24 protein-coding genes are annotated in these 24,904 nt (G+C 44.1%); 15 read left to right on the top strand and 9 right to left on the bottom strand.

Features of this window, described 5'->3' with window-relative positions; genetic code table 11:
* Positions 1–282: 282 nt before the first annotated feature.
* The 4 genes from OQ5_RS20310 (at position 283) to OQ5_RS0104825 (ending at position 3,395) form a co-directional block, all read left to right on the top strand.
* Entirely contained in the window at positions 283–1,572 is a 1,290-nt protein-coding gene (locus OQ5_RS20310; protein WP_016776399.1) for a YifB family Mg chelatase-like AAA ATPase, read from the top strand.
* 23 nt (positions 1,573–1,595) lie between these two features.
* A complete protein-coding gene (locus tag OQ5_RS24260) occupies positions 1,596–1,820 on the top strand; it encodes a hypothetical protein (RefSeq protein ID WP_016776398.1) in 225 nt (74 codons plus the stop codon).
* Between the two features lie 121 nt (positions 1,821–1,941).
* A complete protein-coding gene (locus tag OQ5_RS0104830) occupies positions 1,942–2,616 on the top strand; it encodes an inorganic pyrophosphatase (RefSeq protein ID WP_026055118.1) in 675 nt (224 codons plus the stop codon).
* Positions 2,617–2,693: 77 nt separating this feature from the next.
* Entirely contained in the window at positions 2,694–3,395 is a 702-nt protein-coding gene (locus OQ5_RS0104825; RefSeq protein WP_016776396.1) for a 2-C-methyl-D-erythritol 4-phosphate cytidylyltransferase, read from the top strand.
* Positions 3,396–3,453: 58 nt separating this feature from the next.
* Here OQ5_RS0104825 and OQ5_RS0104820 read toward each other — a convergent pair whose 3' ends face one another.
* The 6 genes from OQ5_RS0104820 to hpt form a co-directional block, all read right to left on the bottom strand.
* Positions 3,454–4,539 (bottom strand): 3-oxoacyl-ACP synthase III family protein, encoded by a 1,086-nt coding sequence (locus tag OQ5_RS0104820; RefSeq protein ID WP_016776395.1) that lies wholly within the window; start codon positions 4,537–4,539, stop codon positions 3,454–3,456.
* A 174-nt stretch (positions 4,540–4,713) separates the two neighbouring features.
* Positions 4,714–5,469: a UDP-2,3-diacylglucosamine diphosphatase gene (locus OQ5_RS0104815; RefSeq protein WP_016776394.1), complete on the bottom strand. Its 756-nt coding sequence runs from the start codon at positions 5,467–5,469 to the stop codon at positions 4,714–4,716.
* 119 nt (positions 5,470–5,588) lie between these two features.
* On the bottom strand, positions 5,589–5,840 hold the full coding sequence (locus tag OQ5_RS0104810; RefSeq protein ID WP_016776393.1) for a hypothetical protein: 252 nt from the start codon (positions 5,838–5,840) through the stop codon (positions 5,589–5,591).
* A gap of 31 nt (positions 5,841–5,871) precedes the next feature.
* A complete protein-coding gene (gene obgE, locus OQ5_RS0104805; protein ID WP_016776392.1) occupies positions 5,872–6,870 on the bottom strand; it encodes a GTPase ObgE in 999 nt (332 codons plus the stop codon).
* 7 nt (positions 6,871–6,877) lie between these two features.
* Positions 6,878–7,450: an adenylate kinase gene (locus OQ5_RS0104800; RefSeq protein WP_016776391.1), complete on the bottom strand. Its 573-nt coding sequence runs from the start codon at positions 7,448–7,450 to the stop codon at positions 6,878–6,880.
* A 12-nt stretch (positions 7,451–7,462) separates the two neighbouring features.
* A complete protein-coding gene (hpt, locus tag OQ5_RS0104795) occupies positions 7,463–7,999 on the bottom strand; it encodes a hypoxanthine phosphoribosyltransferase (RefSeq protein WP_016776390.1) in 537 nt (178 codons plus the stop codon).
* A gap of 141 nt (positions 8,000–8,140) precedes the next feature.
* Between hpt and purE the strand changes: the two genes are divergently transcribed.
* Complete coding sequence (gene purE / locus OQ5_RS0104790) at positions 8,141–8,653, top strand: 5-(carboxyamino)imidazole ribonucleotide mutase (protein ID WP_016776389.1); 513 nt, start codon at positions 8,141–8,143, stop codon at positions 8,651–8,653.
* Between the two features lie 80 nt (positions 8,654–8,733).
* On the top strand, positions 8,734–9,378 hold the full coding sequence (gene pdxH, locus OQ5_RS0104785; RefSeq protein WP_016776388.1) for a pyridoxamine 5'-phosphate oxidase: 645 nt from the start codon (positions 8,734–8,736) through the stop codon (positions 9,376–9,378).
* A gap of 170 nt (positions 9,379–9,548) precedes the next feature.
* On the opposite strand, the gene gldA is transcribed toward pdxH, so the two are convergent.
* On the bottom strand, positions 9,549–10,454 hold the full coding sequence (gene gldA, locus OQ5_RS0104780) for a gliding motility-associated ABC transporter ATP-binding subunit GldA (RefSeq protein WP_016776387.1): 906 nt from the start codon (positions 10,452–10,454) through the stop codon (positions 9,549–9,551).
* Positions 10,455–10,804: 350 nt separating this feature from the next.
* Between gldA and ispG the strand changes: the two genes are divergently transcribed.
* The 4 genes from ispG to OQ5_RS0104755 all read left to right on the top strand — a co-directional run bounded on the left by ispG (position 10,805) and on the right by OQ5_RS0104755 (position 15,358).
* A complete protein-coding gene (gene ispG, locus OQ5_RS0104775) occupies positions 10,805–12,685 on the top strand; it encodes a (E)-4-hydroxy-3-methylbut-2-enyl-diphosphate synthase (RefSeq protein WP_016776386.1) in 1,881 nt (626 codons plus the stop codon).
* A gap of 297 nt (positions 12,686–12,982) precedes the next feature.
* Positions 12,983–13,768 (top strand): hypothetical protein, encoded by a 786-nt coding sequence (locus OQ5_RS0104765; RefSeq protein ID WP_016776384.1) that lies wholly within the window; start codon positions 12,983–12,985, stop codon positions 13,766–13,768.
* A 59-nt stretch (positions 13,769–13,827) separates the two neighbouring features.
* Entirely contained in the window at positions 13,828–14,271 is a 444-nt protein-coding gene (locus tag OQ5_RS0104760) for a DMT family transporter (RefSeq protein ID WP_016776383.1), read from the top strand.
* A 1-nt stretch (position 14,272) separates the two neighbouring features.
* Entirely contained in the window at positions 14,273–15,358 is a 1,086-nt protein-coding gene (locus OQ5_RS0104755) for an endonuclease/exonuclease/phosphatase family protein (protein ID WP_016776382.1), read from the top strand.
* Positions 15,359–15,634: 276 nt separating this feature from the next.
* Here the strand turns inward: OQ5_RS0104755 and OQ5_RS20305 are convergent, their stop codons facing one another.
* Positions 15,635–16,648, bottom strand: a complete 1,014-nt coding sequence (locus OQ5_RS20305; protein ID WP_016776380.1) for a glycoside hydrolase family 43 protein — start codon at positions 16,646–16,648, stop codon at positions 15,635–15,637.
* A gap of 24 nt (positions 16,649–16,672) precedes the next feature.
* Between OQ5_RS20305 and OQ5_RS21900 the strand changes: the two genes are divergently transcribed.
* The 5 genes from OQ5_RS21900 to scpA all read left to right on the top strand — a co-directional run bounded on the left by OQ5_RS21900 (position 16,673) and on the right by scpA (position 23,597).
* Complete coding sequence (locus OQ5_RS21900) at positions 16,673–16,975, top strand: response regulator transcription factor (RefSeq protein ID WP_016776379.1); 303 nt, start codon at positions 16,673–16,675, stop codon at positions 16,973–16,975.
* Positions 16,976–17,210: 235 nt separating this feature from the next.
* Positions 17,211–18,905, top strand: a complete 1,695-nt coding sequence (locus OQ5_RS0104735) for a hypothetical protein (RefSeq protein WP_016776378.1) — start codon at positions 17,211–17,213, stop codon at positions 18,903–18,905.
* A gap of 203 nt (positions 18,906–19,108) precedes the next feature.
* Positions 19,109–20,971, top strand: coding sequence for a methylmalonyl-CoA mutase small subunit (gene mutA, locus OQ5_RS0104730; protein ID WP_016776377.1), 1,863 nt, complete (start codon positions 19,109–19,111; stop codon positions 20,969–20,971).
* A 40-nt stretch (positions 20,972–21,011) separates the two neighbouring features.
* Complete coding sequence (locus OQ5_RS0104725; RefSeq protein ID WP_016776376.1) at positions 21,012–21,398, top strand: GxxExxY protein; 387 nt, start codon at positions 21,012–21,014, stop codon at positions 21,396–21,398.
* A gap of 45 nt (positions 21,399–21,443) precedes the next feature.
* The gene (scpA, locus tag OQ5_RS0104720) at positions 21,444–23,597 is read left to right on the top strand and encodes a methylmalonyl-CoA mutase (RefSeq protein ID WP_016776375.1); all 2,154 of its coding nucleotides are present in this window, start codon (positions 21,444–21,446) and stop codon (positions 23,595–23,597) included.
* A 264-nt stretch (positions 23,598–23,861) separates the two neighbouring features.
* On the opposite strand, the gene OQ5_RS0104715 is transcribed toward scpA, so the two are convergent.
* The gene (locus tag OQ5_RS0104715) at positions 23,862–24,623 is read right to left on the bottom strand and encodes a DUF6261 family protein (protein ID WP_016776374.1); all 762 of its coding nucleotides are present in this window, start codon (positions 24,621–24,623) and stop codon (positions 23,862–23,864) included.
* Between the last annotated feature and the right edge of the window lie 281 nt (positions 24,624–24,904).

The following is a 24,904-nucleotide window of genomic DNA, read 5'->3' as shown; positions in this document are numbered from 1 at the left end:
TTTCATGCCGGGCCCGGGTCACATGTAATTTTCGAATCGCAATTAACTAATTGTTAATGAACATCAAAAGATTACCTGCATCAATAAGATCGGCAACAAGAAACTTTCAGGAGCAGACTCATATTTATAACCTTAAATTACAAATGTAATAAATCCCTCACTTCTTTTATATGCCGTCCGACAATAATATTTAGCCCTCGGCACTTATGCTTTTTCTATTCAAACTAATAATTTTTATTAGTTAAATTTTTTGTTTAACTTGCCTTGCAAAAAACTCAACCCATGCTTGTTAAAACTTTTGGAGCTGCCGTTACCGGTATTGATGCCATTACCATTACCATTGAAGTAAATGTTACGCGCGGCATAAGATTTTTTCTGGTCGGGCTTCCCGACAATGCTGTCAAAGAAAGCCAACAACGCATTGAATCGGTATTCAAAGAGACCGGCCATAAATGGCCCGGAAAACGTATTGTTGTTAACATGGCTCCCGCCGATACCCGTAAAGAAGGTTCTGCCTACGACCTGCCCATTGCCGTTGGTGTTTTGGCTGCCGATGAACAAATCACTTCATCTCGTATCAGCGATTTCATGATGATGGGAGAACTATCCCTCGACGGTTCAATCCATCCCATCAAAGGTGCGTTGCCAATTGCGTTGCAGGCCAAAGCCGATGGTTTCAAAGGATTTATTGTTCCCAAAGCCAATGCCCGTGAAGCTGCCGTAGTAAAAGGACTGAATGTGTATGGAGTGGAGTCGTTCCGCGAGGTGGTGGATTTCCTGACCGGCCGGAAAGAAATTGAACCGGTGGAAGTGGACACCGATGCAGAGTTTCTGAAAGAACAGGCACGCAGTGAATTTGATTTTGCCGATGTGAAAGGTCAGGACAGCGTAAAACGCGCCCTCGAAATAGCGGCAGCAGGCGGCCATAACGTAATAATGATAGGACCGCCCGGATCGGGAAAGTCAATGCTGGCCAAACGTCTTCCCACCATATTGCCACCGCTTACCCTCGACGAAGCTCTGGAAACCACAAAAATCCATTCAGTGGCCGGAAAACTGAATGGTCATATTTCTCTGCTTACACGAAGGCCTTTCAGGTCGCCGCATCATTCGGTCTCTGATGTAGCCCTGGTAGGCGGAGGTTCTTATCCCCAACCCGGAGAGATTTCTCTTGCGCACAACGGGGTTCTGTTTCTCGACGAACTTCCCGAATTTAAACGCAGCGTTCTCGAAGTGATGCGGCAGCCGCTGGAAGACCGCACCATATCCATCTCAAGGGCACGTTTTACCATCGATTATCCGGCCAGCTTTATGATGGTAGCCAGCATGAATCCATGCCCCTGTGGCTACTACAACCATCCCGAAAAAGCCTGCGTTTGCAGTCCGGGGGTTGTTCAAAAATATCTGAGTCGCATTTCCGGCCCTTTGCTCGACCGGATTGATATTCACATAGAAGTAGTCCCTGTTCCTTTTGATAAACTTGCTGCCCAGAAACCAGCTGAAACCAGCAACACAGTGCGGGAGCGCGTTATTAAAGCAAGAGCAGTTCAGTCGGAGCGGTTTAAAAAATAAAAGACGTACATTGCAACGCGCAAATGAGTACGCGCCTGCTGACCAAATATGCAACACCTGACGAAAGCGGACAGGCTATTCTCAAGAATGCCATGGAAAAACTCGACCTGTCGGCCAGGGCATACGACCGAATATTAAAGGTATCGCGAACCATTGCCGACCTTGAAGAATGCGAAAACATTGAAGCGCATCATGTGGCCGAAGCGGTACAGTACCGCAGTTTAGACCGTTCGGGATGGGCCGGATGATACGGATTTTTTTGTTTCTTTGCTCAATGCTGAACAAACAGCAGTATCGTGCGTTTTGACTGAAAGAAAAAAGAAGCCTGTTTTCAGTACTTTTATGACAAAAAAGAAAAACAATCGCATTATGTCGGCAAACAGTTTAATGGACCCAATCGGAAGACTTATGGGACTAAGATATAAATCGCACCCCTGGCACGGCATCGATATTGGAGAGAAAGCGCCGGATATTGTAAACTGCTTCATAGAGGTGGTTCCGACAGATACCATTAAATACGAAATAGACAAGGTGAGCGGCTATCTGCGAATTGACCGCCCTCAGAAATATTCCAACGTTGTCCCTACACTTTATGGTTTTATTCCTCAGACCTATTGTGGCAATCACGTGGGTACTTTTTGTGCCGAAAAAACCGGTAAAAAGAACATAAAGGGTGATGGCGATCCATTGGATATATGTGTCCTTACCGAAAAAGACATTACCCATGGTGACATTATTGCAGAAGTGATTCCCATTGGCGGCCTGAGAATGATTGACGGTACCGCTGCCGACGATAAAATTATTTCGGTATTGAAAGGCGATGTGGTTTACGGTGATTTTTCAGATATTTCTAACCTGCCTGAACTGGTCATCCGCCGCCTGAAGCATTATTTTCTTACCTACAAAGATATGCCCGGCATGAACCGCGAATCGGAGATTACTCATGTATATAATGCCGAAGAGGCCCGGGAAGTGATCCGGCTCTCGATCAAGGATTATGAAGCCCGCTTTGAAGATTTGAGAAATGCGCTGTCGAACTATTAGATGTGCTTTTTATACCGCACTCACAGATCGTTAAATTTTTAGATTTAAGATACCGGATGGATATTAACCAAATATAAATGTCACCGAAGAAATCAGTTATTATTGTTGCCGGAGGTCGTGGCCTCAGGATGGGGAAAGACATTCCCAAACAGTTTATTGCAATAGGCGGCCGTCCTGTCTTAATGCATACCATCGAATCATTTACCAGGTGGGACCCGGATATCAGAATTGTAGTGGTTTTGCCTGATGACCAGTTTGACTATTGGAAAGCACTTTGCCGGGATCATAATTTCACTTCTGAACACCAACTGGCAGCCGGTGGAGAAACCAGGTATCACAGTGTAAAAAATGGCCTGAAGCACATTGGCAATGCCGATCTGGTTGCCGTTCATGACGGTGTCCGCCCTTTTGCAAGCAGGGAAACCATCGAGCGTTGCTTTCATGCAGCCCTGGAAAATGGTGCGGCCATACCTGTTATGGAAGTTGTGGAGTCGCTTCGGGAAATTGATGAAGATGGTACAAAAAGCCGTCGTGTTTTACGCAGCAATTACAGGACAGTTCAAACCCCACAGGTTTTCAGAGCTGCCATCATCACCAACGCTTATGAATTACCCTTTAGCAACGAATTTACAGACGATGCCTCGGTGGTCGAGGCAGCCGGACACAACATCACCCTCGTAGATGGAAATCCCGAAAATATCAAGATCACTTCGCCTTTCGATTTGATAATAGCCGAGGCTGTTTTATCAGGCATTGCTGAGGAACACAAAGCGCATTAAACTGCAGACCGGATCGGGAATATAGCTTGTTCCACCCCGGAATGACAAAAAACTCTGGTCAGGGCATCCGGTATATAAACGCATTAATATTCATCCCTGCACCCACGGACGTCATCAACACGTAATCGCCCGAATTCAGGGAATGATCCTTCATCTGCCCTTTTACCACAAGATCGTATAAGGTAGGAACGGTGGCCACACTGCTGTTACCAAAAGTCCTTATAAGCATAGGCATAACATTGTAGTCTGCATTCTTTTCGCCATACAGCCTGAAAATTCGTTTTAGTATGGCCTCATCCATTTTAGCATTGGCCTGATGAATCAGAACCTTGCTGATATCTTTCAGATGAAGCTCGTTTTTCTCCAGGCACTCCTTAGCCACCAATGGAACATAGGTCAATCCGTAATTGTAAACCTTGCGTCCGCGCATTTTAACATATTTCAGCCCGTGATTCAGCTCTTTGTTAAAAGAGTCGCCCATTGCCAGAAGGTCAAGATGGTCTTCCGTATCGGTACGTGTCACATGTTTCATCATCCCGACAGGTTTATCGCTTTCCACAGCCTCAAGCACCACCGCTCCGGCACCATCGGCAAATATCATGGAGTCGCGGTCGTGAGGGTCCATGGCACGACTGAGGGTGTCGGCACCTATTACCAGAACACTTTTGGCATCCCCCGACTTAAGGTAATAATTTGCTTGTATCATGGCCTGTGTCCATCCGGGGCACCCGAAAGTGATATCATAGGCCACAGTTTTCGGATTTTTTATCCCCAGCTTTTTTTTCACCCTTGAGGCCAGTGTTGGCATAATATCCGGGAAGAGACTTCCTGCTTTTATATCGCCAAGATTGTGGGCCACGATGATATAATCGAGCTTCTCCCTGTCGTATCCGGCATCTTTCAGTGCCTCTTCGGCCGCAAAAGTGCCAAGATCGGACGCTACAAAATTGCGCTCGGCAATGCGGCGCTCAGAGATGTCCGTGATCTGCTCAAACTTGGTAATAATCTCCTCTCCGGGAGTTTCTATCTTTGAACCGTCCTCATCCAGAAACAGACGATCGATAAAAGCTTCATTTGGTACGGTTAAAGGGGGAACATAACTCCCCGAACCTGTAATAACCGAGTATAACTTTGAACTACTCATAACCTTAATAGACCGTTAGATTATTAAATTTAAGATACAAGATGATTCGTATCCCATTGAAAATCTGCATTTCATCAAAACAAACCCATAAATAAAACCAATTGAATCTAAGATGTTTACAAAAGCTTAACGGACTATTGAACCTGCAATAGTAATTGATAAAATATAATCCGGTTAATGCCCGAACCGCTTTAACTCAAAAGTTTCTCCATCCCAAACTGCATAAGTATATAACTTAACCCAGTCGCCCAGATAACAAACCCGGCTGTGTGTGCCGACAGGGAGGTCTATGGCCACATGTCGGTGTCCGTAAATAAAGAAATCGAAATGTTCCTGCTGAAGTTTCTTTTTGGAAAATTGTATCAGCCACTCCCCTTCTTCCCCCTGGAAGGTGGCCTTTTCAGAATCCTGATTATTCTCACGACTTTTTCGTGACCAAAACCGCGCCATAGCGACGCCGAGGTCGGGATGTACCCAACGAAACAGCCATTGAGCGGTTTTGTTTGTAAAAACTGCCTTTAAGCGTTTATAAGCTTTCTCATCGGGGGTAAGACCATCGCCATGAGCAAGAAAGAATTTTTTTCCATAGAGGGTCGTTATGTAAGGCTCTTTGTGCACTATTACGCCCGTCTCCTGCGGCAAATAATCAAATACCCAAATGTCGTGATTCCCGGTAAAGAAATGAACCGGAATTCCTCCATCTGTCAGTTCACAGAGCTTTCCGATAAAACGTGTATAGCCGCGGGGGATTACATGGCGATACTCGAACCAGAAATCAAAAATGTCACCCATGAGATAAACCTCACCTGCATCGTTTTTGATTCTGTCGAGCCATGCAACAAACCGCTTTTCATGTTCGCGATGGTCACTGATGTTTGGCGCTCCCAAATGAGCATCGGAAGCAAAGTATATTTTCTTTTTCTGCTCCAAAACCGGATTTTCCGTTTTTTTATTTCAGCGGACAAAGATATCTCTTTTTAATTTGATTCACCAAAAAGCTGGAAGAGTTGTAGCGACTTATTAAGCAATTGAATCTTATGGTCAAATATTCAATCGGAAAAGAGAACTGTTATAAACTTTGCAACAAAGGGCAAACCAGGAGCTTTGAATTCCAATCCTTCTTTTTGAACAACATGAAACTGTTCTAAAAGCCGAAAGAATGAAAGATCTTTGCCATTCTGAACGCAGTGAAGCATTTCAAAGTCAATATTTTGAAATCCTGTACCGTGACCTGACTTTACAATGATGGCTCCTTTTTGGACATCCTCGCTTCCGGGATTCCAGTCAAAACCGGAATTCAATTGCAATTAGTGTCTGTCCACAAAGTACCAGTTACTGTGTTACCCCTGCCAATTCTTTCCAAAGCATATCTTTAAGTTCTGAAAGCCCCTTTTGGGTCACTGAAGAGATAAAAACGCAAGGCACATCGGGCAGTTCCTGTTCAATTTCGTATTGCAACTCATCATCAATCAAATCGGACTTGGTGATTGCAAGTAATCTCTTTTTATCAAGTAATTCGGGGTTGTACTGCCTCAGCTCATTCAGAAGAATTTTATATTCCTGCCGGATATCTTTACTGTCGGCCGGAACCATGAAGAGCAAAATGGAATTACGTTCAATATGACGCAGGAACCGCAAGCCGAGGCCTTTCCCCTCATGTGCTCCTTCAATAATGCCAGGAATATCAGCCATTACGAACGAGCGATGTCCCCTGTATTTAACAATTCCCAGGTTTGGGACCAGTGTTGTAAAAGGATAGTTGGCTATTTCGGGCCTGGCAGCACTCACTACCGACAGAAGTGTAGATTTTCCGGCATTGGGAAATCCAACCAGGCCTACATCTGCAAGCACTTTCAGTTCCAGTATGACAGACAATTCCGACTCGGCCTCTCCGGGTTGAGCATAACGGGGTGTCTGGTTGGTTGCCGATTTAAAATGAACATTTCCCAGCCCGCCTTTGCCCCCGCGCACCAGGATGCGCTCCTCATCGTGTTCGGTAATTTCGAACAACACTTCTCCGGTTTCGGCATTTTTAGCGACTGTTCCCAGAGGTACTTCAATATAAGCATCTTTTCCGTCGGCACCGGTTGAAGTTTGTTTGCCCCCCGAGGCACCATTTCCGGCAAAAATATGCCGCTGATACTTCAGATGAAGTAATGTCCAGGTGTTACGGTTGCCACGCACTATCACATGTCCGCCGCGTCCTCCGTCACCACCATCGGGACCACCTTTGGCTACAAACTTTTCGCGCCGCAAATGACGAGACCCGGCCCCTCCTCTGCCGGAACGGCAAAATATTTTAACGTAATCTACAAAGTTTGATCCCGACATTAGCGGCTTATTTTACAGAGTCAATGGCTTCACAAATCCGTCCAAAAATATCATCTATCTCCCCCTCACCGGTGATGGGACGGTAAGTTCCTTCTTCTTTATAGAAATCAATTACCGGAGCGGTTTGCTCTCCATAAACGTTGATGCGCTTTTCTATGGTTTCCAGATTATCGTCGGATCGGCCGGACACCTGTCCCCTTTTCAGCAGGCGGTCGATAAGCTCCTGTCGTTTAACCTCCAGGTTGAGCATCACATTTACATCCTCGCCTCTTTTCTGAAGCATCTTTTTCAGAGCTTTGGCCTGTTCAACGGTACGAGGGAACCCATCAAAGATCACACCATCAACATTTTCGAGAGATTCCAATTTTTTCTCGAGCATGTCGATAATCGTTTCATCAGGAACCAGTTCGCCCTTATCGATAAACGATTTAGCTTTTTTCCCCAGATCGGTTTCAGCTTTTATCTCATTGCGCAGGATATCACCGGTTGAGATATGTGCAAACCCGTATTTCTCAATAATTTTTTCGCTTTGCGTTCCTTTTCCTGATCCGGGAGGTCCGAAAATTACAATATTCAGCATAACAAAAGATTTTTAATCAATAACAGTATATATGTCCGGAAGGTTTCTTCCATAACCGTCATAATCGAGACCGTATCCCACAATAAAATCATTGGGTATCTCCATTCCTACATAATCAAGATTCAATTCCCTTTTACAGGCTTCGGGTTTGAACAGAAGGGTGGCTACTTTAACCTCCTTAGGATTCTGAGCGGCAAGTTGTTCTACAAGCTTTTCAATGGTCACCCCTGTATCTACGATATCTTCAAGAAGAACAACCGTACGTCCTTCAATTTCTTCATTGAGCCCGATGAGTTGTTTCACTTCGCCGGTACTTCCCATGCCCTGATACGATGAAATTTTAACAAAGCTGATTTCGCAAGGAAAATCGATTAGTTTCATCAAATCGGCTGAAAACATGAAAGACCCGTTCAGGATACAGATCATCAAAGGATTCTTATCGCGCAGCTCACTGTTAATTTTTATGGCCATTTCCCAAATGGCTTTTTTAATGTCGCTGGCGGGAATGGAAAGGGCAAATTCTTTGTCTAAAAGTCGGATGCGCTTCATCGGGAGATGTTTTATGGTATATTTCTTTGGCCGGCCGGTTAAGTTTGCAAAAGTATAAAATTTTGAACAGACAGGGATAATTAATGTTAATGTTCGTAGTTTTGCAATGCTGAAAATATCAACCAAAAATCAACATACATTATGCAACCGAAAGTAAGTATCATTATGGGCAGCACTTCCGACCTGGCGATCATGGAAAAAGCTGCCAAAGTACTGAATGATTTTCAGATTCCGTTTGAGATTAATGCCCTCTCGGCACACAGGACACCCGACAGAGTAATGAAATTTGCCCGCGAAGCTTATGACCGCGGCATTCGTGTCATCATTGCAGGTGCGGGGGGAGCAGCCCATTTACCGGGGGTTATTGCTGCACTCACGCCGCTGCCTGTTATCGGCGTTCCCATAAAAGCATCCATTTCTATCGACGGATGGGACTCCATTCTTTCAATTTTGCAGATGCCTCCCGGGATTCCTGTAGCCACGGTAGGACTCGACGGAGCACAAAATGCAGGCATTCTGGCTGCCCAAATTCTCGCTACAGGCGACGAAGAAGTCTATAAAAAAGTGGCCGCTTACAAAAACAGTCTTGCCTCAAAAATAGAAAAGGCCAACCAGGAGTTAGCTTCTGTAAAATTTGATTTTAAAACCAATTAGTGCTCGTCTATAAACTCGCAAAAATTTTCACAATTTATGAGAGCGGTCCCAATTAGTGTCAGTCCTTAAAACAGTCCGTTTTGAAAAGCAAATTCTCTGACATACGAAACGATTACAAGCGTCACGCACTTACCAGAGATCATCTGGAACCATTGCCATTATTACAGTTAAGAAAATGGCTGGACGAAGCAATGGAAACCGGCCAAACAGAACCAACGGCGATGTCCCTGGCCAGTGTGGATGTTACAGGACAACCATCGCAAAGGGTTGTTCTGATGAAAGGCATCACGGATAGGGGTATAACTTTTTTCACCAATTATCTCAGCCGGAAAGGCGCGCATTTTCAGGAAAATCCCAGGGCTTCGGCAGTTTTCTTCTGGCCGTCACAAGAGCGGCAGGTCAGACTTGAAGGCCTTGTAGAAAAGCTTCCAGCGCATGAATCCGACGAATATTTCAACTCGCGCCCGCGTGAAAGTCAGATCGGGGCTTGGGCATCTCCTCAGAGCGAAAGAGTGACCAGCAGGGAAATGCTGGAAAATCTCTTCGAAGAGCTTATACTCAAGTTTAAGAACAAAAAGGTTCCACGTCCTCCACACTGGGGAGGATACCTGCTGGTACCCCACAGAGTTGAGTTTTGGCAGGGACGCCCCAACCGGATGCACGACCGTTTTGAATATTTACTAAACAGCAATAATGACTGGGATATCTCACGACTGGCTCCTTAATTCGTGTCTGTCCATAAAATGCCATTTACTGTGTTACTCTTGCCGCCAAAATCCTCATTTACAATTAGTAAACTCCGGTTTTGGCGGCTTCGCAAGCCTTGCAACTGGCACTTTCTGAACAGACACATGACCAGAAACAACTTTTGCGTAATTTATAGACGGACACTAATTCAGACAGTTAATGATTGAAACACTTCTTCAAGAGATTCGCGCTCTATTGTGAGTGTAAGGATGATCAGATCATTTTCTACGGCAAACCTGAAAAGATCGGGGCGTACATCTTTTCCGGCTTTTGCTGTCACCAGCCAACCATTCCCTTTAGGAGCAACCCCGACGACACCGGTTATGGCATTAATTTTTTCGGGGGCAGCCGGCTTATCAAATTCAATAAAAATATTGGCGGTGCTCCTTTGTATGCCCTTTTCCAGATTTTCAGCCGATTCATCGGCCACAAGAACACCCTTGTTGATGATGATAACCCTTTCGCAAATCGCCTGAACCTCCTGCATAATATGCGTAGAAAGAAGAACCGTTTTTTGTTCTCCCAGTTTGACAATCAGATTCCGTACTTCCACAATCTGGTTGGGATCGAGTCCTGACGTCGGTTCATCCAGTATCAGAACCTCCGGGTCGGGAAGCAGAGCCTGCGCAAGCCCCACGCGCTGACGATATCCCTTCGATAATGCACCTATTTTTTTGTGTCGTTCAGGAATTAAACCGGTTGTTTCGATAATCTCTTCAACACGCTTTCTCTTGTTGTCCAGCTTGTAAATTTCAGCTACGAACAGCAAATATTCGGTAACATACATATCCAGGTAAAGCGGATTGTTCTCCGGAAGGTACCCGATTTTTCGACGTGCCTCCAGGTTATTACCATTAATATGCAACCCGCATACATTCACATTCCCTTCAGTTGGGGGAAGAAATCCTGTAATGATCTTCATCATGGTAGACTTTCCGGCACCATTTGGTCCCAGAAAGCCGACAATTTGTCCTGAAGGTATTTCAAAACTTACATTATCCAGCGCTTTCTGTGTTCCGTAATACCTGGTGATTCCTGAAACGGTTATCGACATTTTTGCTTCTATTTCTTAATATTTGAACATCTCATAACGAATAGATCAGGATAAATACTGACGCAATTATGCAAAGTTATTAATTTTGAGCAGTCGTTTAAGGTTTTTATATATAAGATTTATTCCTGCCGGCAGACAGGTTTTACCCGATCAATAAAACAAAAATACAGTTTGTGAAGATTTTCGCGAGTTTATAGGCGAGCACTAATTAGTGTGTGTCTATAAAAGTAGGAAAAGTTTCCTACTTATCATGTGTTTATTATAATACAGCATATCAATATTATATGAATCATCTTATATCTAAAAATCTAACGATCTAATGCATAGACGAGCACTAAAAAATTATACCGATGCAAAACAAACAATACCATTACTGCAACTCATACTTCCAATATCTGCGTAATAAAACTGTTCCGGTTAAAGCAGGGAATATCACCATCGGAGGGGATTCGCCGATACGAATTCAGTCGATGACGACCACTAATACACTCAATACAGAGGAAACTTCAGAGCAGGCAAAAAGAATTGCCGACGCGGGGGGTGAACTGGTTCGTATCACCACACAAGGTCGCCGTGAGGCGTTAAACCTGAAGAACATAAAAGAAGTTCTGCTGGCTGCGGGATACGATATCCCCCTGGTAGCCGATGTCCATTTTAATCCGTCTGCTGCCGAAACAGCCGCCGAACTGATTGAGAAAGTACGCATTAATCCGGGAAATTTCACAGGTGGTGCCAAGAAGTTCCGCCAGATTGAAACCGGAAGCGCGGAAGACAAAGCCGGCATGCAAATGATAAAGGAAAAACTGGTTCCTTTTCTTCATCATTGTAAAAAACACAATACAGCGATACGAATCGGGGTCAATCACGGAAGTCTTTCCGACCGAATCATGTCGAAATACGGAGATACACCCGAAGGGATGGTGGAATCGTGCATGGAATATTTGCGAATATGCCAGGAGGAAAATTTTGAGAATATTGTTTTGAGTATTAAGGCGAGCAATACAAGAGTAATGGTCCATGCCGTAAGATTGTTGGTGCAACGAATGCAAAACGAGCACATGTATTTCCCGTTGCACCTGGGTGTCACCGAAGCGGGCAGCGGAGAGGACGGACGCCTGAAATCGGCCGTGGGTATCGGCGCCCTCTTAATCGACGGCATTGGTGATACCATCCGCGTGTCGCTCACCGAGCCTCCCGAAAATGAAATTCCGGTTGCTCAAAAGCTGGTTAGTTACGTAGTGCAGAAAACAGGTCACGAGCCTGTCCGGGAAACAAATCCTCAACACTACAGCCCTTTGTCGTATGTGAAACGCGTAAGTGAGCCCGTGCTGCACATAGGGGGCGAAAACCCTGTTGCCGTTGTCGCGGACATCAGGAATGCTGACGGCAGGGAAATCAACTTTTCCGAGCCTCCCGAGCTGATCATTTGCAAGCCTGCACAATTGAATCTACAGCATAAAAACCTTGCAGGCACTCTGCAATTGGTGGAACACAAATACTACAACAAAGAAAAGAAAAACGGTGTTTTCCCCCTATTCCGGAGCCATGATGACTGGCACTTATTTCACGGTATCGCTTTCGTTGAGATAACCTATCCCGAACTGACAGAAAGAAATATTAAGCGGCTTCGCGAAAAAAAGGATGTTATACTAATCCTGAAGTCCGGGAATGCCAATTCAACCGCCGAACAACGGGCCTTCTTTATGACCATGCAAAACACCGGTCTGAAACACCCGGTCATCATCCATGGTCATTACGATGATAAAAGACCAGAAGATTTTCAGATTAAGGCTGCCGCCGATAAAGGGGCTCTTTTCCTTGACGGTTATGGCGACGGAATATGCCTGAGTGCACCCTTTATCCGCATCGGTGATGTTGTGGATACCTCTTTCGGCATACTTCAGGCATCAAGAGTACGTTTCTCCAAAACCGAATTTATTTCATGTCCGGGTTGCGGGCGTACTCTTTTCGATTTACAAAAAACAACCGAAAGAATAAGAAAAGAAACCGGTCATCTGAAAGGACTCAAGATCGCTGTAATGGGATGCATTGTGAACGGCATAGGAGAAATGGCCGATGCCGATTACGGATATGTAGGTGCGGGGCCCGGCAAAATATCACTGTTCCGGAACAGGCAGTTGATCAAGAGAAACGTACCCGAGGAGAAAGCGGTTGAAACCCTTATTGACTTAATAAAATCGTTTGGAGATTGGAATGAGCCCGTTGAATAAAAACAGCTGTTTGTCAAAAAATAGAATGCAAACATGTAAAATACGGACTTTGAATTTGTTCTCTCTTTGCAGTTGGTCTTTATAATGTTTAAATTGCGGTGTCGTGTCCCCTGCTGAAAGGCGATTTCGAAAACAGGCTAATTGATTAAACCGTGCCTGACCATAAAGTATCATTTGCTGCACTAATTTCACAACCGGCACTTTTGAAAAGACACACGGAATATGAAATTTTTTGCGAGTTTATAGACAATCACCAAATATGCAGTTCTGTTGATCAAATTTTTCATTCCAGGTCCCATGAAATTGTTCCACATACTACTTACTGTTTTTTGTTTCGTTCCTGTATTCAGCTTTGCCGGAGAAATAGAATTGCAAGGCACTTACCAGGGAGACAATTTGTATGTCCGGAATCCTTACGCCGAATCAGGTGTGGGGTTTTGCGTATTTGAGGTTATGGTAAACGGAATGACAACTACCGATGAGATTAATTCCAGCTCCTTTGAAGTTGACCTTTCGGTATATCAGTTGCCCATAGGTTCTCCAATTCACATCGTTATCAAATATAAAGAAGATTGCGAACCTGTCGTTTTAAATCCTGAAGTTGTCGCACCCAAAGCATCATTCGAAACCATTGACATTGCTGTTGAAGGAAATAATCTCAAATGGGAAACAACCGGCGAAATCGGGGCACTCCCCTATGTTGTGGAACAATACCGGTGGAACAAATGGGTACAGGTTGGCGAAGTAATGGGCAAAGGCGTTCCCGGAAAACATCAATATGAATTTCCGGTAAGACTCCATTCAGGCGAAAATCGCTTCAGGGTACGCCAGGCGGGTTCTGACAGTAAGCGCAAACTTTCTCCCGAAGTGGCGGTAAACAACGATATTCCCGAAGTGGAGCTCGTATCCGAAAAGATCGAAAAACAACTGGTTTTTTCAAAGCCTACCCTCTACGAAATCTATGATATCTACGGCCGAATAGTATTCAAAGGATACAACGATACGGTAAACGTTGACGGCCTGGAAAGGGGGGAATACTATCTCAATTACGATAACCGGATGTCGTACTTTTTAAAAAAGTGATATTTGTGGATATGAAGTCTTGGTTGTAACTTGCGCACGCACTATTAAAGACCGGACGCATGACCAGGTATATTTTTATCTTAGCTGCATTATTGATTGGTGGTTTTCTCTCTGTTCAGGGAAGTATTAACACCCAGCTTTCTTCCTTCTTAAAACATCCATTACAGGCATCCCTCACCAATTTTCTGGTTGGAACGGTTATTCTAATCCTTCTTAATATTATATTACGAACTTCGCTCCCATCCATAGCCGAAATGAAATCGGTCCCGTGGTACCTGTTCCTTGGAGGAGCCATCGGGGCGATGTTCGTGACTTCGGTAGTCCTGCTTATCCCGCGGATTGGGGTCACAACCATGCTTGCAGCCTCCATTGCCGGTCAGTTGATCATCGCTTCCATAATCGATCATTACGGGTTCTTTAACGTGACTGTTCATCCTATTTCGCTTAGCAGAATTGCAGGCATTATAATGCTTTTACTTGGAATCTTCTTAATACAACGATAAGATGAAGTTAGCTGCTCCTTTCCTGATCATTCTCCTCATGGCCTCAGCCTGCGACCCGTTCAATACAAAGCTGAACGAAGAGGATGTTTACTATTATGCCGTTAGTGCTGAAGACACCGTTACATCTCATTTCTCAAAAAGCGATCCATTAAAAGTAATGACCTGGAATATAAAATTCGGAGGTGCGCGCATCGATTTCTTCTTTGACTGCCACGGCAACCGGATTATTATGGATTCCACAGAAGTGCTGGCCAATCTTGATCAAATTGTGGACTTCATCAACCATACAAAGCCGGACATTCTTTTCGTACAGGAAATTGATGTCAACAGCAAGCGGAGTGCTTTTATCGACCAGGTAAACCGGATACTGAACAATACACATTTCAGCCATGCTGTTTATTCGCCCCAGTGGCGAGCCACTCATATTCCATCCGACGGACTGGGAAAAATGAACTCGGGAAATGCCATCTTTTCCGTTACACCGCTGTTTGCAGCGAAACGTATTTCCTTACCCCTGATAGAAGAACAAAATTTTCTGGTACGTTACTTTTACCTGAGGCGTAATTTACTGGAAGCTCGCACAGCAATTGGTAAAGACACTATCCGTCTTCTAAACACGCATCTTTCGGCCTATTCCAGTGATGGAACTAAGAAGAAACAGATCGATCTAGTTTTTAACTATTTGGATTCTCTTGACAGGTCGAGGATTCCGTTTATTATTGGTGGTGATTTTAATGCCTTACCGCCGGGGACTGAAAAAGTGAAAGGTTTTCCGGATTCTGCTTGTGATGACGGGGACTTTGAGGCGGACGACTATTCTGCCGAACAGGCTTGGATGACGCCTTTTTATGAGTATTTCGAGCCGGCTGTTTCTTTAAAAAAGTATCGGACCCATAATGCTTCATATTTCACACACACTACTGATAAGAATGGCTTTTGGAACCGTAAACTGGATTACATATTCAGTAACCAGGAAGTTTTGCAGGGGTCATCTATAACCCATCAAACTTCAAAATATTCAGGGTTAAAGACGATGCCGCTCTCCGATCACTGTGCTATTACAACCCGGGTGATTATAAAGGAATAGAGGCTGCCTCAAAAGTTCGATTTTGATGTCATTCTGAGTGCCTACCCCAAAAATAATCTTAGGGAATAATGTGGATATGACAAGGGGAATGCCTTGTCCCCGGAGGGGCAAATTTGGATAACCCCGGGTGAAAAACCCGGGGCCAGGCGTCACTTAGGATATCAGGTCCCCTGCCTGCCTGCAGGCAGGCAGGAGGGCCAACTTTCAACATGACATAAATTTTTATCATATACTTTTGAGACATCTTTCATTTCTATTTGCTGAAAACGAGTGTGATTAATAATTCTTTTTACCCCATAAGGATCTGCCGGCACTGTCTATTCCGGAAAAGATTGGGGTGGTGTGTCTTGGATTGGCTTCCCAGTCCCATCCTTTTTCTATAATCAATTCCTGGTTCCCAATGGTAAAGGTACTGGATGAGGCATCATAGCTCCATGCCCCCTCGAGGGCTCCGGTCGCTGTTCCATTGGGATTTAAAGTTAGTCTCAACGAGGTTTGCATGGTTTGATAATCATAACCCAGGGTAATTAACTCATATATACCCGGAATATCTGCTTCCTGAAGTCCTCCTTCGGGGACCCCGGCATATCTTTCAGGCATCACAACGGGCCATCCTTCAGAGGTCCATTCAATTTCGCGAACCTGTCCCATCATCACTGCATTTGAAACATTGATGCCGGGAACGTCTCTTGGCAACCTACCCTGCGAGGAGTAATACCATTGTCCCGTAGTTTCATCTTTAAAAACGGCGCAGTGTGAAATACCTACCCATCCGTAGTGGTCATTAAATTTGTATGGATGCGTAAGTATGGGGTAACACTCATCACCCCGGGTCACGTTGCCATCATCTATGCCATAGTATGGACCGGTAATATTTTGTGAACGCGCCACTCTGGTGTTGTAAGCCACAGATAGCTCGTCATAGGCAAGAAAGAGATAGTAATATCCCGTTTCCTCATTGTAGACGATCTCTGGGGCTTCAAGTGCTTGCCAGCGATTGGTGTTCACATTTCCACGCCCGGCAATCCTGACTCCATAATCATCCTGAGTTTCCCATTTATCCGGTTTTCCTGTTTGTGGATTGAGCTGAACAGCAGCAATCCCTGAGTGCCATGATCCATAGATTAGCCAATGTTCGCCTTCTGGTGTGACTATGTAAGAGGGGTCAATGGCATTGAATTTAAAAAAGCGGTCGTGGCAGACTGTCCAAACCGCTTTTTTAGTGAATAGAAAGGTTGGCCGGCAAATCCAGATTAGGGAGATGTTAGGGCTGTTCAATGAATTTGCCAAAAATTGATTTCAACCCTTTGTTTTGTGTCTCCATCGCTTTCTCCACATGCTGGAAACGCAGTTATTCAGAACCTGAGTGAGCCACTTCAATATCGCTTCAATTCTGAAACCAGACGTTTTTACCTTCGTTATCAGAATGAACTTACCCCCAGAGAAAAAGAAATTCTTTTACGCAGCGGTCAGGGTGAGCCAAATTCAACCATCGGAGATGAATTAAATATTACTGTTTCAACAGTGAAGCAGCACAAAAGAAATATTTTCCGGAAACTGGACGTTACCAATATCTCAGAGGCTATCTATTATGCCCGCTATCACCGGTTGATTTAGATTCCCTTCTACGTTTTATTTTGCGACTATTTCTCTTTTAAGAGCCTATAATAGATAACTGTAATTTATATGAGTTTTTAGGAAATTATCCGGGATCTCATTGTTGAATTTTGAAATCTTTTGTTTAAATTTGATTTGAATTTCCTAATCCTTTGCAGATGATTTCACTAATATCTACCAATCTTCTTCGTAACACTCCGATTTATATTATTAACTTTTCTAAACCTATTTTTCGATGAAAAATTATTTTGTTTTATTTCTGGCTGTTTTGGCCAGTATTAATGCGTATTCACAAAGAGTTATTGTTGAAAAAAAGGATATTCAGTATTTGAAGTATCCTTTAATTACAATGCCAGGAGTAGAAACTTACTCAATCCAACTGAGGGACGTTGAACCGATAAAAAATAATAAAACGCTTTTGTTTGCTCCCGACAAGAAATTTACATTGGGGGTTCTCGCCTTACAGGGATATACTTATACAGAAGAATCACCTGATGTTTCCATTACCCTGGTTCCAAAACCTGTTGATTTTCCACAATACCAAATCGTCGATGTTGCAGATAATGAGTATAATACTGATTTCAAAGCCATTTATAAAACTGTTCCTACCTGGGAGATAAAGATCGATGGAAAATTCACCAAAAAGCTGGTTCTCTCTGATTATATTGATTCCGTTAAGGTGGTTTTTCCTCCAATCTATACCAGCTACGGAACACCTACGAAGAAAGTAACAGACCCCAAAATTATCGAGAAGACGATTGAGGAAAAATTTGATGATGTTCATGATTACGTTGTTGAGGAATTAGAAAATCAATTGATGGCTGCTGTCCGGAATGTTGCTCAGAAGCAACTGAGTTATTCAAAAGAGGTTTATGAGGTAGAAATCGAAGGATTTAAGTCTAATAGCAAGCATGATTATACAGCCTGGGATAAGCCATATACTTCGGGCATTGAAATTGTCAATAAAATAAACAATGGAATGCTTCCCTCCGAACTTTACGATGAGTATAAAAGTGTTTTTGAATTTTGGGACGGCCAGATAGAAAAGGGAATGGCCGACCCAAAAGAGTACAAGAAGGAGTTGCAGGTGGCTTCAAATAATCTTGTAAACCTGTTGCTTTTGGTTAATCCCCCGGCAATTAAAGAAAGCTATCTCGAGCATTACAGAAACCCGTTTTTAGGTTCTTACTATCAAAAAAATGAAGTAGTTGCTGATGCTCAGGCCAGATGGGAGTCGTTCAAAGCTTCCGGAAGACCGTATTCAGAGCTGGCATCAATATCCCCGTTTCGTAACTATTGCTACAATGTGGTTTATACTGATAAGAAGGGAAAAGAACATAAAGGCGTTCTGAAACTGTCTCATATCTTCGGACAAAATCCTGAGGATGCATGTAATTCTTTTAAGATTTATGAGAAAACCATTTTCAACGAAGAGATGGGATCACCAGTATCTAAGGATGCTGTTGATGAGGATGATATAAAAGGCTTTGCAATATTGGGTGTTCAGTATAAAAATATTGAATACAAAGATCCCACTTTGGTTAGTCTGGGCGGAAATCAGGCTTTTATGGAAGAAATGATTACAGGGAAGGCCTGTCTTTATCGCATGTTTGAAAAAGTCGGTACCGATTTGGTCATTGGAGGCTCTGAAGGGGGAGCAACTGAAGAGGGCTTTGTTATTTCAAAGGACGGAAAAGCAGTAAAGGTTCTTAATTATAATCGCCTGGCCAAAATGCTGGAAGACAATAAGGATGTAGCTAAGAAAATAAAAAACGGAGAGTATGAAAATGCCCCTCAGGAAGAAGCTTCTACGGGATTGGGCAAGTTGATGCAAACTTCTACAGGATTGGGCAAGTTGATGCAAAATGGATCTGTTGATGAAATATCAGAAGAAACACTGGTGAAGATTGTTAACGATTACAATCAATAGATTTCTTTCTTTTTATTATTAAGTTAATCCGGTTATGGAAAATTTTCTGACCGGATTTTTTTATGTTTTTTTTGAGAAAAAAGGTTATACCTCATGCCTAACTGCTCAACAACATGCCATAAACACAAAGCCTTTATTCCCAATCCAGAATAATTTCGTTAATTTTGCGCCCTGTTAACGCGCACAAAATAAATAGTTACATTATGGCAGATAAATCAAATCAATCGTTGTTTAATGAGTTTCCACCTGTTTCCACAGAGGAATGGATGGATAAGATAACAGCGGACCTCAAAGGAGCCGATTTCGAAAAGAAGCTCGTTTGGAAAACCAATGAAGGATTTAAAGTCCGCCCCTTTTACAGGGAAGAGGATTTGAAGGGACTTGAATATCTTGACAGTCTTCCGGGAGAATATCCCTTTGTTCGTGGCACCAAAACCCACAACAAATGGCTGGTTCGCCAGGATATTGTTGTCAAAGATGTAAAGGAAGCCAACCGGAAGGCACTGGATGTACTGAACAAAGGGGTTGATTCACTGGGCTTCTTTTTCGTGAATGAAGAGCTGATAACCAAAGAAAGCATTGATACCCTCCTGAAAGGGATAGTGCCTCAGGCAGCAGAACTGAACTTTTCAACCTCACATGGCAATCAAAAACTCCTCTCGCTGCTGAAAGAGTGGCTTAATGAAAAAGATGCCGGTTTAAAAGAAGTAAAAGGGTCTCTGAATTTTGATCCGCTCGGAAATCTTACCATCACCGGCAAAACCTGTGTTCCCGTTGAAGAGTTACTGGACAATTCGGCTGAGCTGGTAAAAGAGGGAAGAGAGATGAAGCTGTTTCAACCCCTTACGGTTAATGCCAAACATTTTAACAATGCCGGCGCAACCATTGTTCAGGAACTGGGCTTTGGTCTTGCTATGGCCAACGAGTACATGGCTCAGCTAACAAAGCGCGGCATCAATGCCGACGATGCTGCCCGAAGCATACGATTCAATTTTGGTATTGGCGGCAACTATTTTATGGAGATTGCGAAACTGCGTGCAGGACGCCTGCTTTGGGCCAAAATCACAGATGCATACAACCCTGCCGATAAAGAGGTGACCAAAATGCATACCCACTGCGAAACATCGGAATGGAACAAAACCATTTACGATCCTTACGTAAACATGCTTCGTACCCAGACAGAAGCCATGAGCGCCACTATTGGCGGTACCGATTCACTCACCGTAGCACCGTTCGATCAGGTATTCCGTCAGCCCAACGCTTTTAGCGAAAGGATTGCACGTAATCAACAATTGCTGTTGAAGGAGGAGGCTTATTTCAGCATGATTGTTGACCCGTCTGCCGGAAGCTACTATATAGAAAACCTGACAGACAGTATCGCCAACGAAGCCTGGAAATTATTCCTCGAGGTGGAAGAAAAAGGCGGCTATACCAAAGCACTAAAAGGGGGTGTAATTCAGGCGCATGTTAAGGAAGCTTCCGGAAAAAGGAAGAAAGACCTGGCCCGCCGTAAAGAGATTCTGCTGGGCACCAACCAGTATCCCAACAACCTGGAGTCGGTCTCTTCCGAAATCAGTGAAGAACGTACATTTACCGACTCCGAAGAAGGATCGGAAATTGAACCCATCCAGTTGTATCGTGGTGCCGAAGAATTCGAAGCGCTTCGCCTGGCTACCGAAAAAGCAGCGAAACGACCAAAAGTATTTATGCTGACCTACGGAAACCTGGCCATGCGACTGGCCCGCTCCCAGTTTTCAGGAAACTTCTTCGGATGTGCCGGCTACGAAATCATCGATAATCTCGGTTTCGATACGGTAGAAGAAGGTGTGGAAGCTGCCAGGAAAGCCAAAGCCGATATCGTAGTGCTCTGCTCTTCGGATGATGAATATGCCGAAGCCGCCCCGGCTGCTTTCAAAGCACTCAACGGCGAAGCTGTCTTTGTGGTGGCAGGTGCCCCCGCCTGTGCCGACGACCTGAAAAAACAAGGGATTGAGCACTTCATCAATATACGTTCCAACTTGCTGGAAACGTTGCAAGAGTTTAATAAAATGTTGAACATCCAATAAAAACGCAAAGACGCGATGACGCAAAGTTTTTATATGAGAGATGACAAGGGATGCCTTAAATAAAATATCTTCGCAGATTATAGGAGGAGCCATCGAAGTTCACAAAGAACTTGGGCCAGGATTACTGGAATCTGTTTATGGCGCCTGTCTTGCTCACGAACTTCGAAATAGGGGCTTGCTGGTAGAAGAGCAGGTACATTTGCCATTAATCTATAAAAACGAATCTTTAAACAAGGATTTCATTCTTGATTTGTTGGTTGAAAAAGAAGTGATTGTTGAACTGAAAGCGGTTGAAGAGGTACACCCTGTACATGAAGTACAATTGGTTACATACCTGAAACTTGCCAACAAAAAACTTGGATTGCTGATCAATTTCAATGTTCCGCTATTGCACAAAGGTATTTACCGCAAAGTCAATAATCTCTGAAATAAACTCAGCGTCTTAGCGCCTCTGCGTTAAAAAATAGCTATTATGAGACCAGATTTTTCACACATAGATTACAAAAGCGACCGGCTTTCATTCGATGCCAAAGCCTGGGAGCAACAGCATTCCATTAAAAAGGATTGGATAACCCCGGAGCAGATTCCGGTGAAACCCGTTTATTCGAAAGAAGACCTGGAAAGCATGGAGCATCTGAATTATGCTGCCGGACTCCCGCCCTACCTGCGCGGGCCATATTCGGCTATGTATGCCATGCGTCCCTGGACCATCCGTCAGTATGCCGGATTCTCGACTGCCGAGGAGTCCAACGCCTTCTATCGCCGTAACCTGGCGGCCGGACAGAAAGGTCTTTCTGTGGCCTTTGACCTGGCTACGCACCGCGGATACGATTCTGACCACGAGCGTGTGGTGGGTGATGTTGGAAAAGCCGGTGTGGCCATCGACTCTATCCTCGACATGAAAGTCCTTTTCGATGGTATTCCGCTGAACAAGATGTCGGTTTCAATGACCATGAACGGTGCCGTTTTACCCGTCATGGCATTTTACATTGTTGCCGGACTTGAACAAGGTGCAAAGCTCGAAGAGCTGAGCGGTACCATTCAGAACGATATTCTGAAGGAGTTTATGGTGCGCAATACCTACATCTACCCCCCCGACTTCTCAATGCGGATCATTGCTGATATCTTTGAATATACTTCTCAAAAGATGCCTAAATTTAACAGCATCTCCATTTCGGGATACCACATGCAGGAAGCCGGAGCTACAGCCGATCTGGAACTTGGATACACTCTTGCCGACGGACTTGAATATCTGCGTACAGGGGTTCAGTCGGGGTTGAATATTGATGCTTTTGCCCCACGGCTGTCGTTCTTCTGGGCCATTGGGATGAACCACTTCATGGAAATTGCCAAAATGCGTGCTGCACGTATGCTCTGGGCTAAAATTGTGAAGCAGTTCAACCCCCAAAATCCCAAATCGATGGCGCTGCGTACTCACTCGCAAACCTCGGGATGGTCGCTGCAGGAACAAGACCCGTTTAACAATGTGGGACGTACCTGTATCGAAGCAATGGCAGCTGCACTGGGACATACCCAGTCGTTGCATACCAACGCACTGGACGAGGCCATCGCTTTGCCTACCGACTTTTCGGCCCGTATTGCACGTAACACTCAGATATACATTCAGGAAGAAACCCAAATCACTAAAGAGGTCGATCCATGGGCCGGTTCCTACTATGTAGAATCTCTTACCAAAGAACTGGCCGAAAAGGCCTGGGCCCACATCCAGGAGATTGAAGAAATGGGCGGAATGGCCAAAGCCATCGAAACCGGTCTTCCCAAAATGCGTATCGAAGAGGCTGCTGCTCGCACCCAGGCAAAAATTGACAGTGGAAAACAGGTAATTGTCGGAACCAATCGTTACCGTCTCGACAAAGAAGACCCCATCGATATTTTGGAAATTGACAATACGGCTGTACGGAATTCTCAGATCGAACGCCTTAAAAAACTGCGTGCCGAACGCAACGAAGAAGAAGTTCAGGCCGCTCTCGAAGCCATTACAAAAGCTGTTGAAACCGGAAAAGGTAACCTTTTGGAACTGGCCGTAGAAGCAGCAAAAAAACGTGCGTCTTTGGGAGAAATTTCTTATGCTTGTGAAAAAGTAGTTGGAAGATATAAAGCTGTGATACGATCTATTAACGGAGTTTATTCATCGGAAGCCGGAAACGACAGCGAGTTTGAACAAGCCCGCGCTCTGGCCAAAGAATTTGCAGAGAAAGAAGGACGTCAGCCCCGTATTATGATTGCCAAAATGGGACAGGACGGCCACGACCGTGGCGCCAAAGTAGTGGCCACAGGGTATGCCGACATTGGCTTCGACGTGGATATGGGCCCGTTGTTCCAGACACCGGCCGAAGCTGCCCGTCAGGCTGTTGAGAACGACGTTCATGTACTGGGCGTTTCTTCACTGGCAGCCGGTCACAAAACCCTGGTTCCCCAGGTAATTGAAGAACTGAAAAAACTCGGCCGTGAAGATATTATGGTCATTGCCGGTGGTGTTATTCCACAACAGGACTATAAGTTCCTCTACGATTGCGGAGTGGTAGGTATTTTTGGTCCCGGATCGTCGGTTTCACGCGCGGCCATCGATATCCTGAAATTGTTACTTCAGAGTTACGAAGAATAGACTTTTGTTGCTAATGATACCTTTACAGACCCCTGCCGGTTTTCCGGTGGGGGTTGTCCAAAAACGTTCGTTTTCCTCTGTGGCTCGCTCGCTGTGAAGCACTCAATGGCATCTGTGTAACCAGCCGAAAAACAAAAGTTTTGATAAATTATCAGCATAAAATGGAATAAACGCTCTGATAGAAGTATTGTCAGAACACACAAAAAAGCTGAACACCACAAGGATATTCAGCTTAATCATTATCAAAACCCGATGGGTTAGTAATTAATTTTCGTTAATTTCAGCAGAAAGGTCATTTGCATCTTGCACTTCATCTGCACCCCCGGAACTTTGACGAGCCAATATAAGTTGATTGTAACGTTCGTTGAGTTCGTTTATTGACCTTATCGTATCGTAATAGACTTCATTACTGTTGATGGTTGCAAATATCTCTAACTGGTTGATCAGGAAACGGTACAACTCGGTAACTTCCTTTCTGACTTCTTTAAGTCTGATTTCAGGATTTTCAGCATCCTCCTGCATCCGCTCAAAGTAGTACTTTCGGAAATCTTTGTTGGCACTGTCCATCTCTTCAACCCAATCCGTTATCATCAGTTTTTCAAGAGCACTGACGCATTCGGACGACCCCTTCCACCTCGTAACAATGCTTTCTATTGTGCTGGTTTCCGACTGATAGTTGAACCGGGAAATGCCTCGGCCGTGATTGCTGATTTCATTGAGCAGACATAGTGCAGCATCGCGTTTTTCAGGAATGTAATGATAAACATAAGCATCAAGTAAAGAGATGATACCGTTGATAGCAGTATCGCGGCGCTTGTCAGCTTCCTCTATCTGAGGCGTTATATCGCTGCCCCGTTCTGGTTTAAAGATGGAAGACATAAGCTGGTACTTCGAAGAGATTGTGTCATAAATCTCTTTTACCTTAAGTTGTTCAGGTTTTTTGGCCTTTAAAACTTCTAATAAATAATAGATGTACTGAATAAATTCACTGTTGTGTAAATCGTAGATGGATAACTTGGTAAACATAATTTATTAGGTTTTAATCGGGTTTTGATAAATTCCCATGCAAATTACTGACAAAAATCATAATAAACAAGTTCTTTTATTATCGTTCTTCTGAAAGTAATAAGATTACATTGCTATTATATGTCTGAAATATTGTTTCCTTTTTTCGTAATTAATCATTCTACTAACTAAATATGCAATAACATTTCAATTCCAGACAACGATGCAGGACGTTTATCAGAACATTTTTCGAGACCGTGCAACCCTGCAGGACGTTTTCAGAAAATTTTTCCGGCCCGTGC

Source organism: Anaerophaga thermohalophila str. Valhall, assembly GCF_000250735.1.
Classification (GTDB): Bacteria; Bacteroidota; Bacteroidia; order Bacteroidales; family Marinilabiliaceae; genus Anaerophaga; species Anaerophaga thermohalophila_A.
The sequence above is the reverse complement of the archived record's forward strand: the minus strand, read 5'-3'. Positions and strand labels throughout refer to the sequence as shown.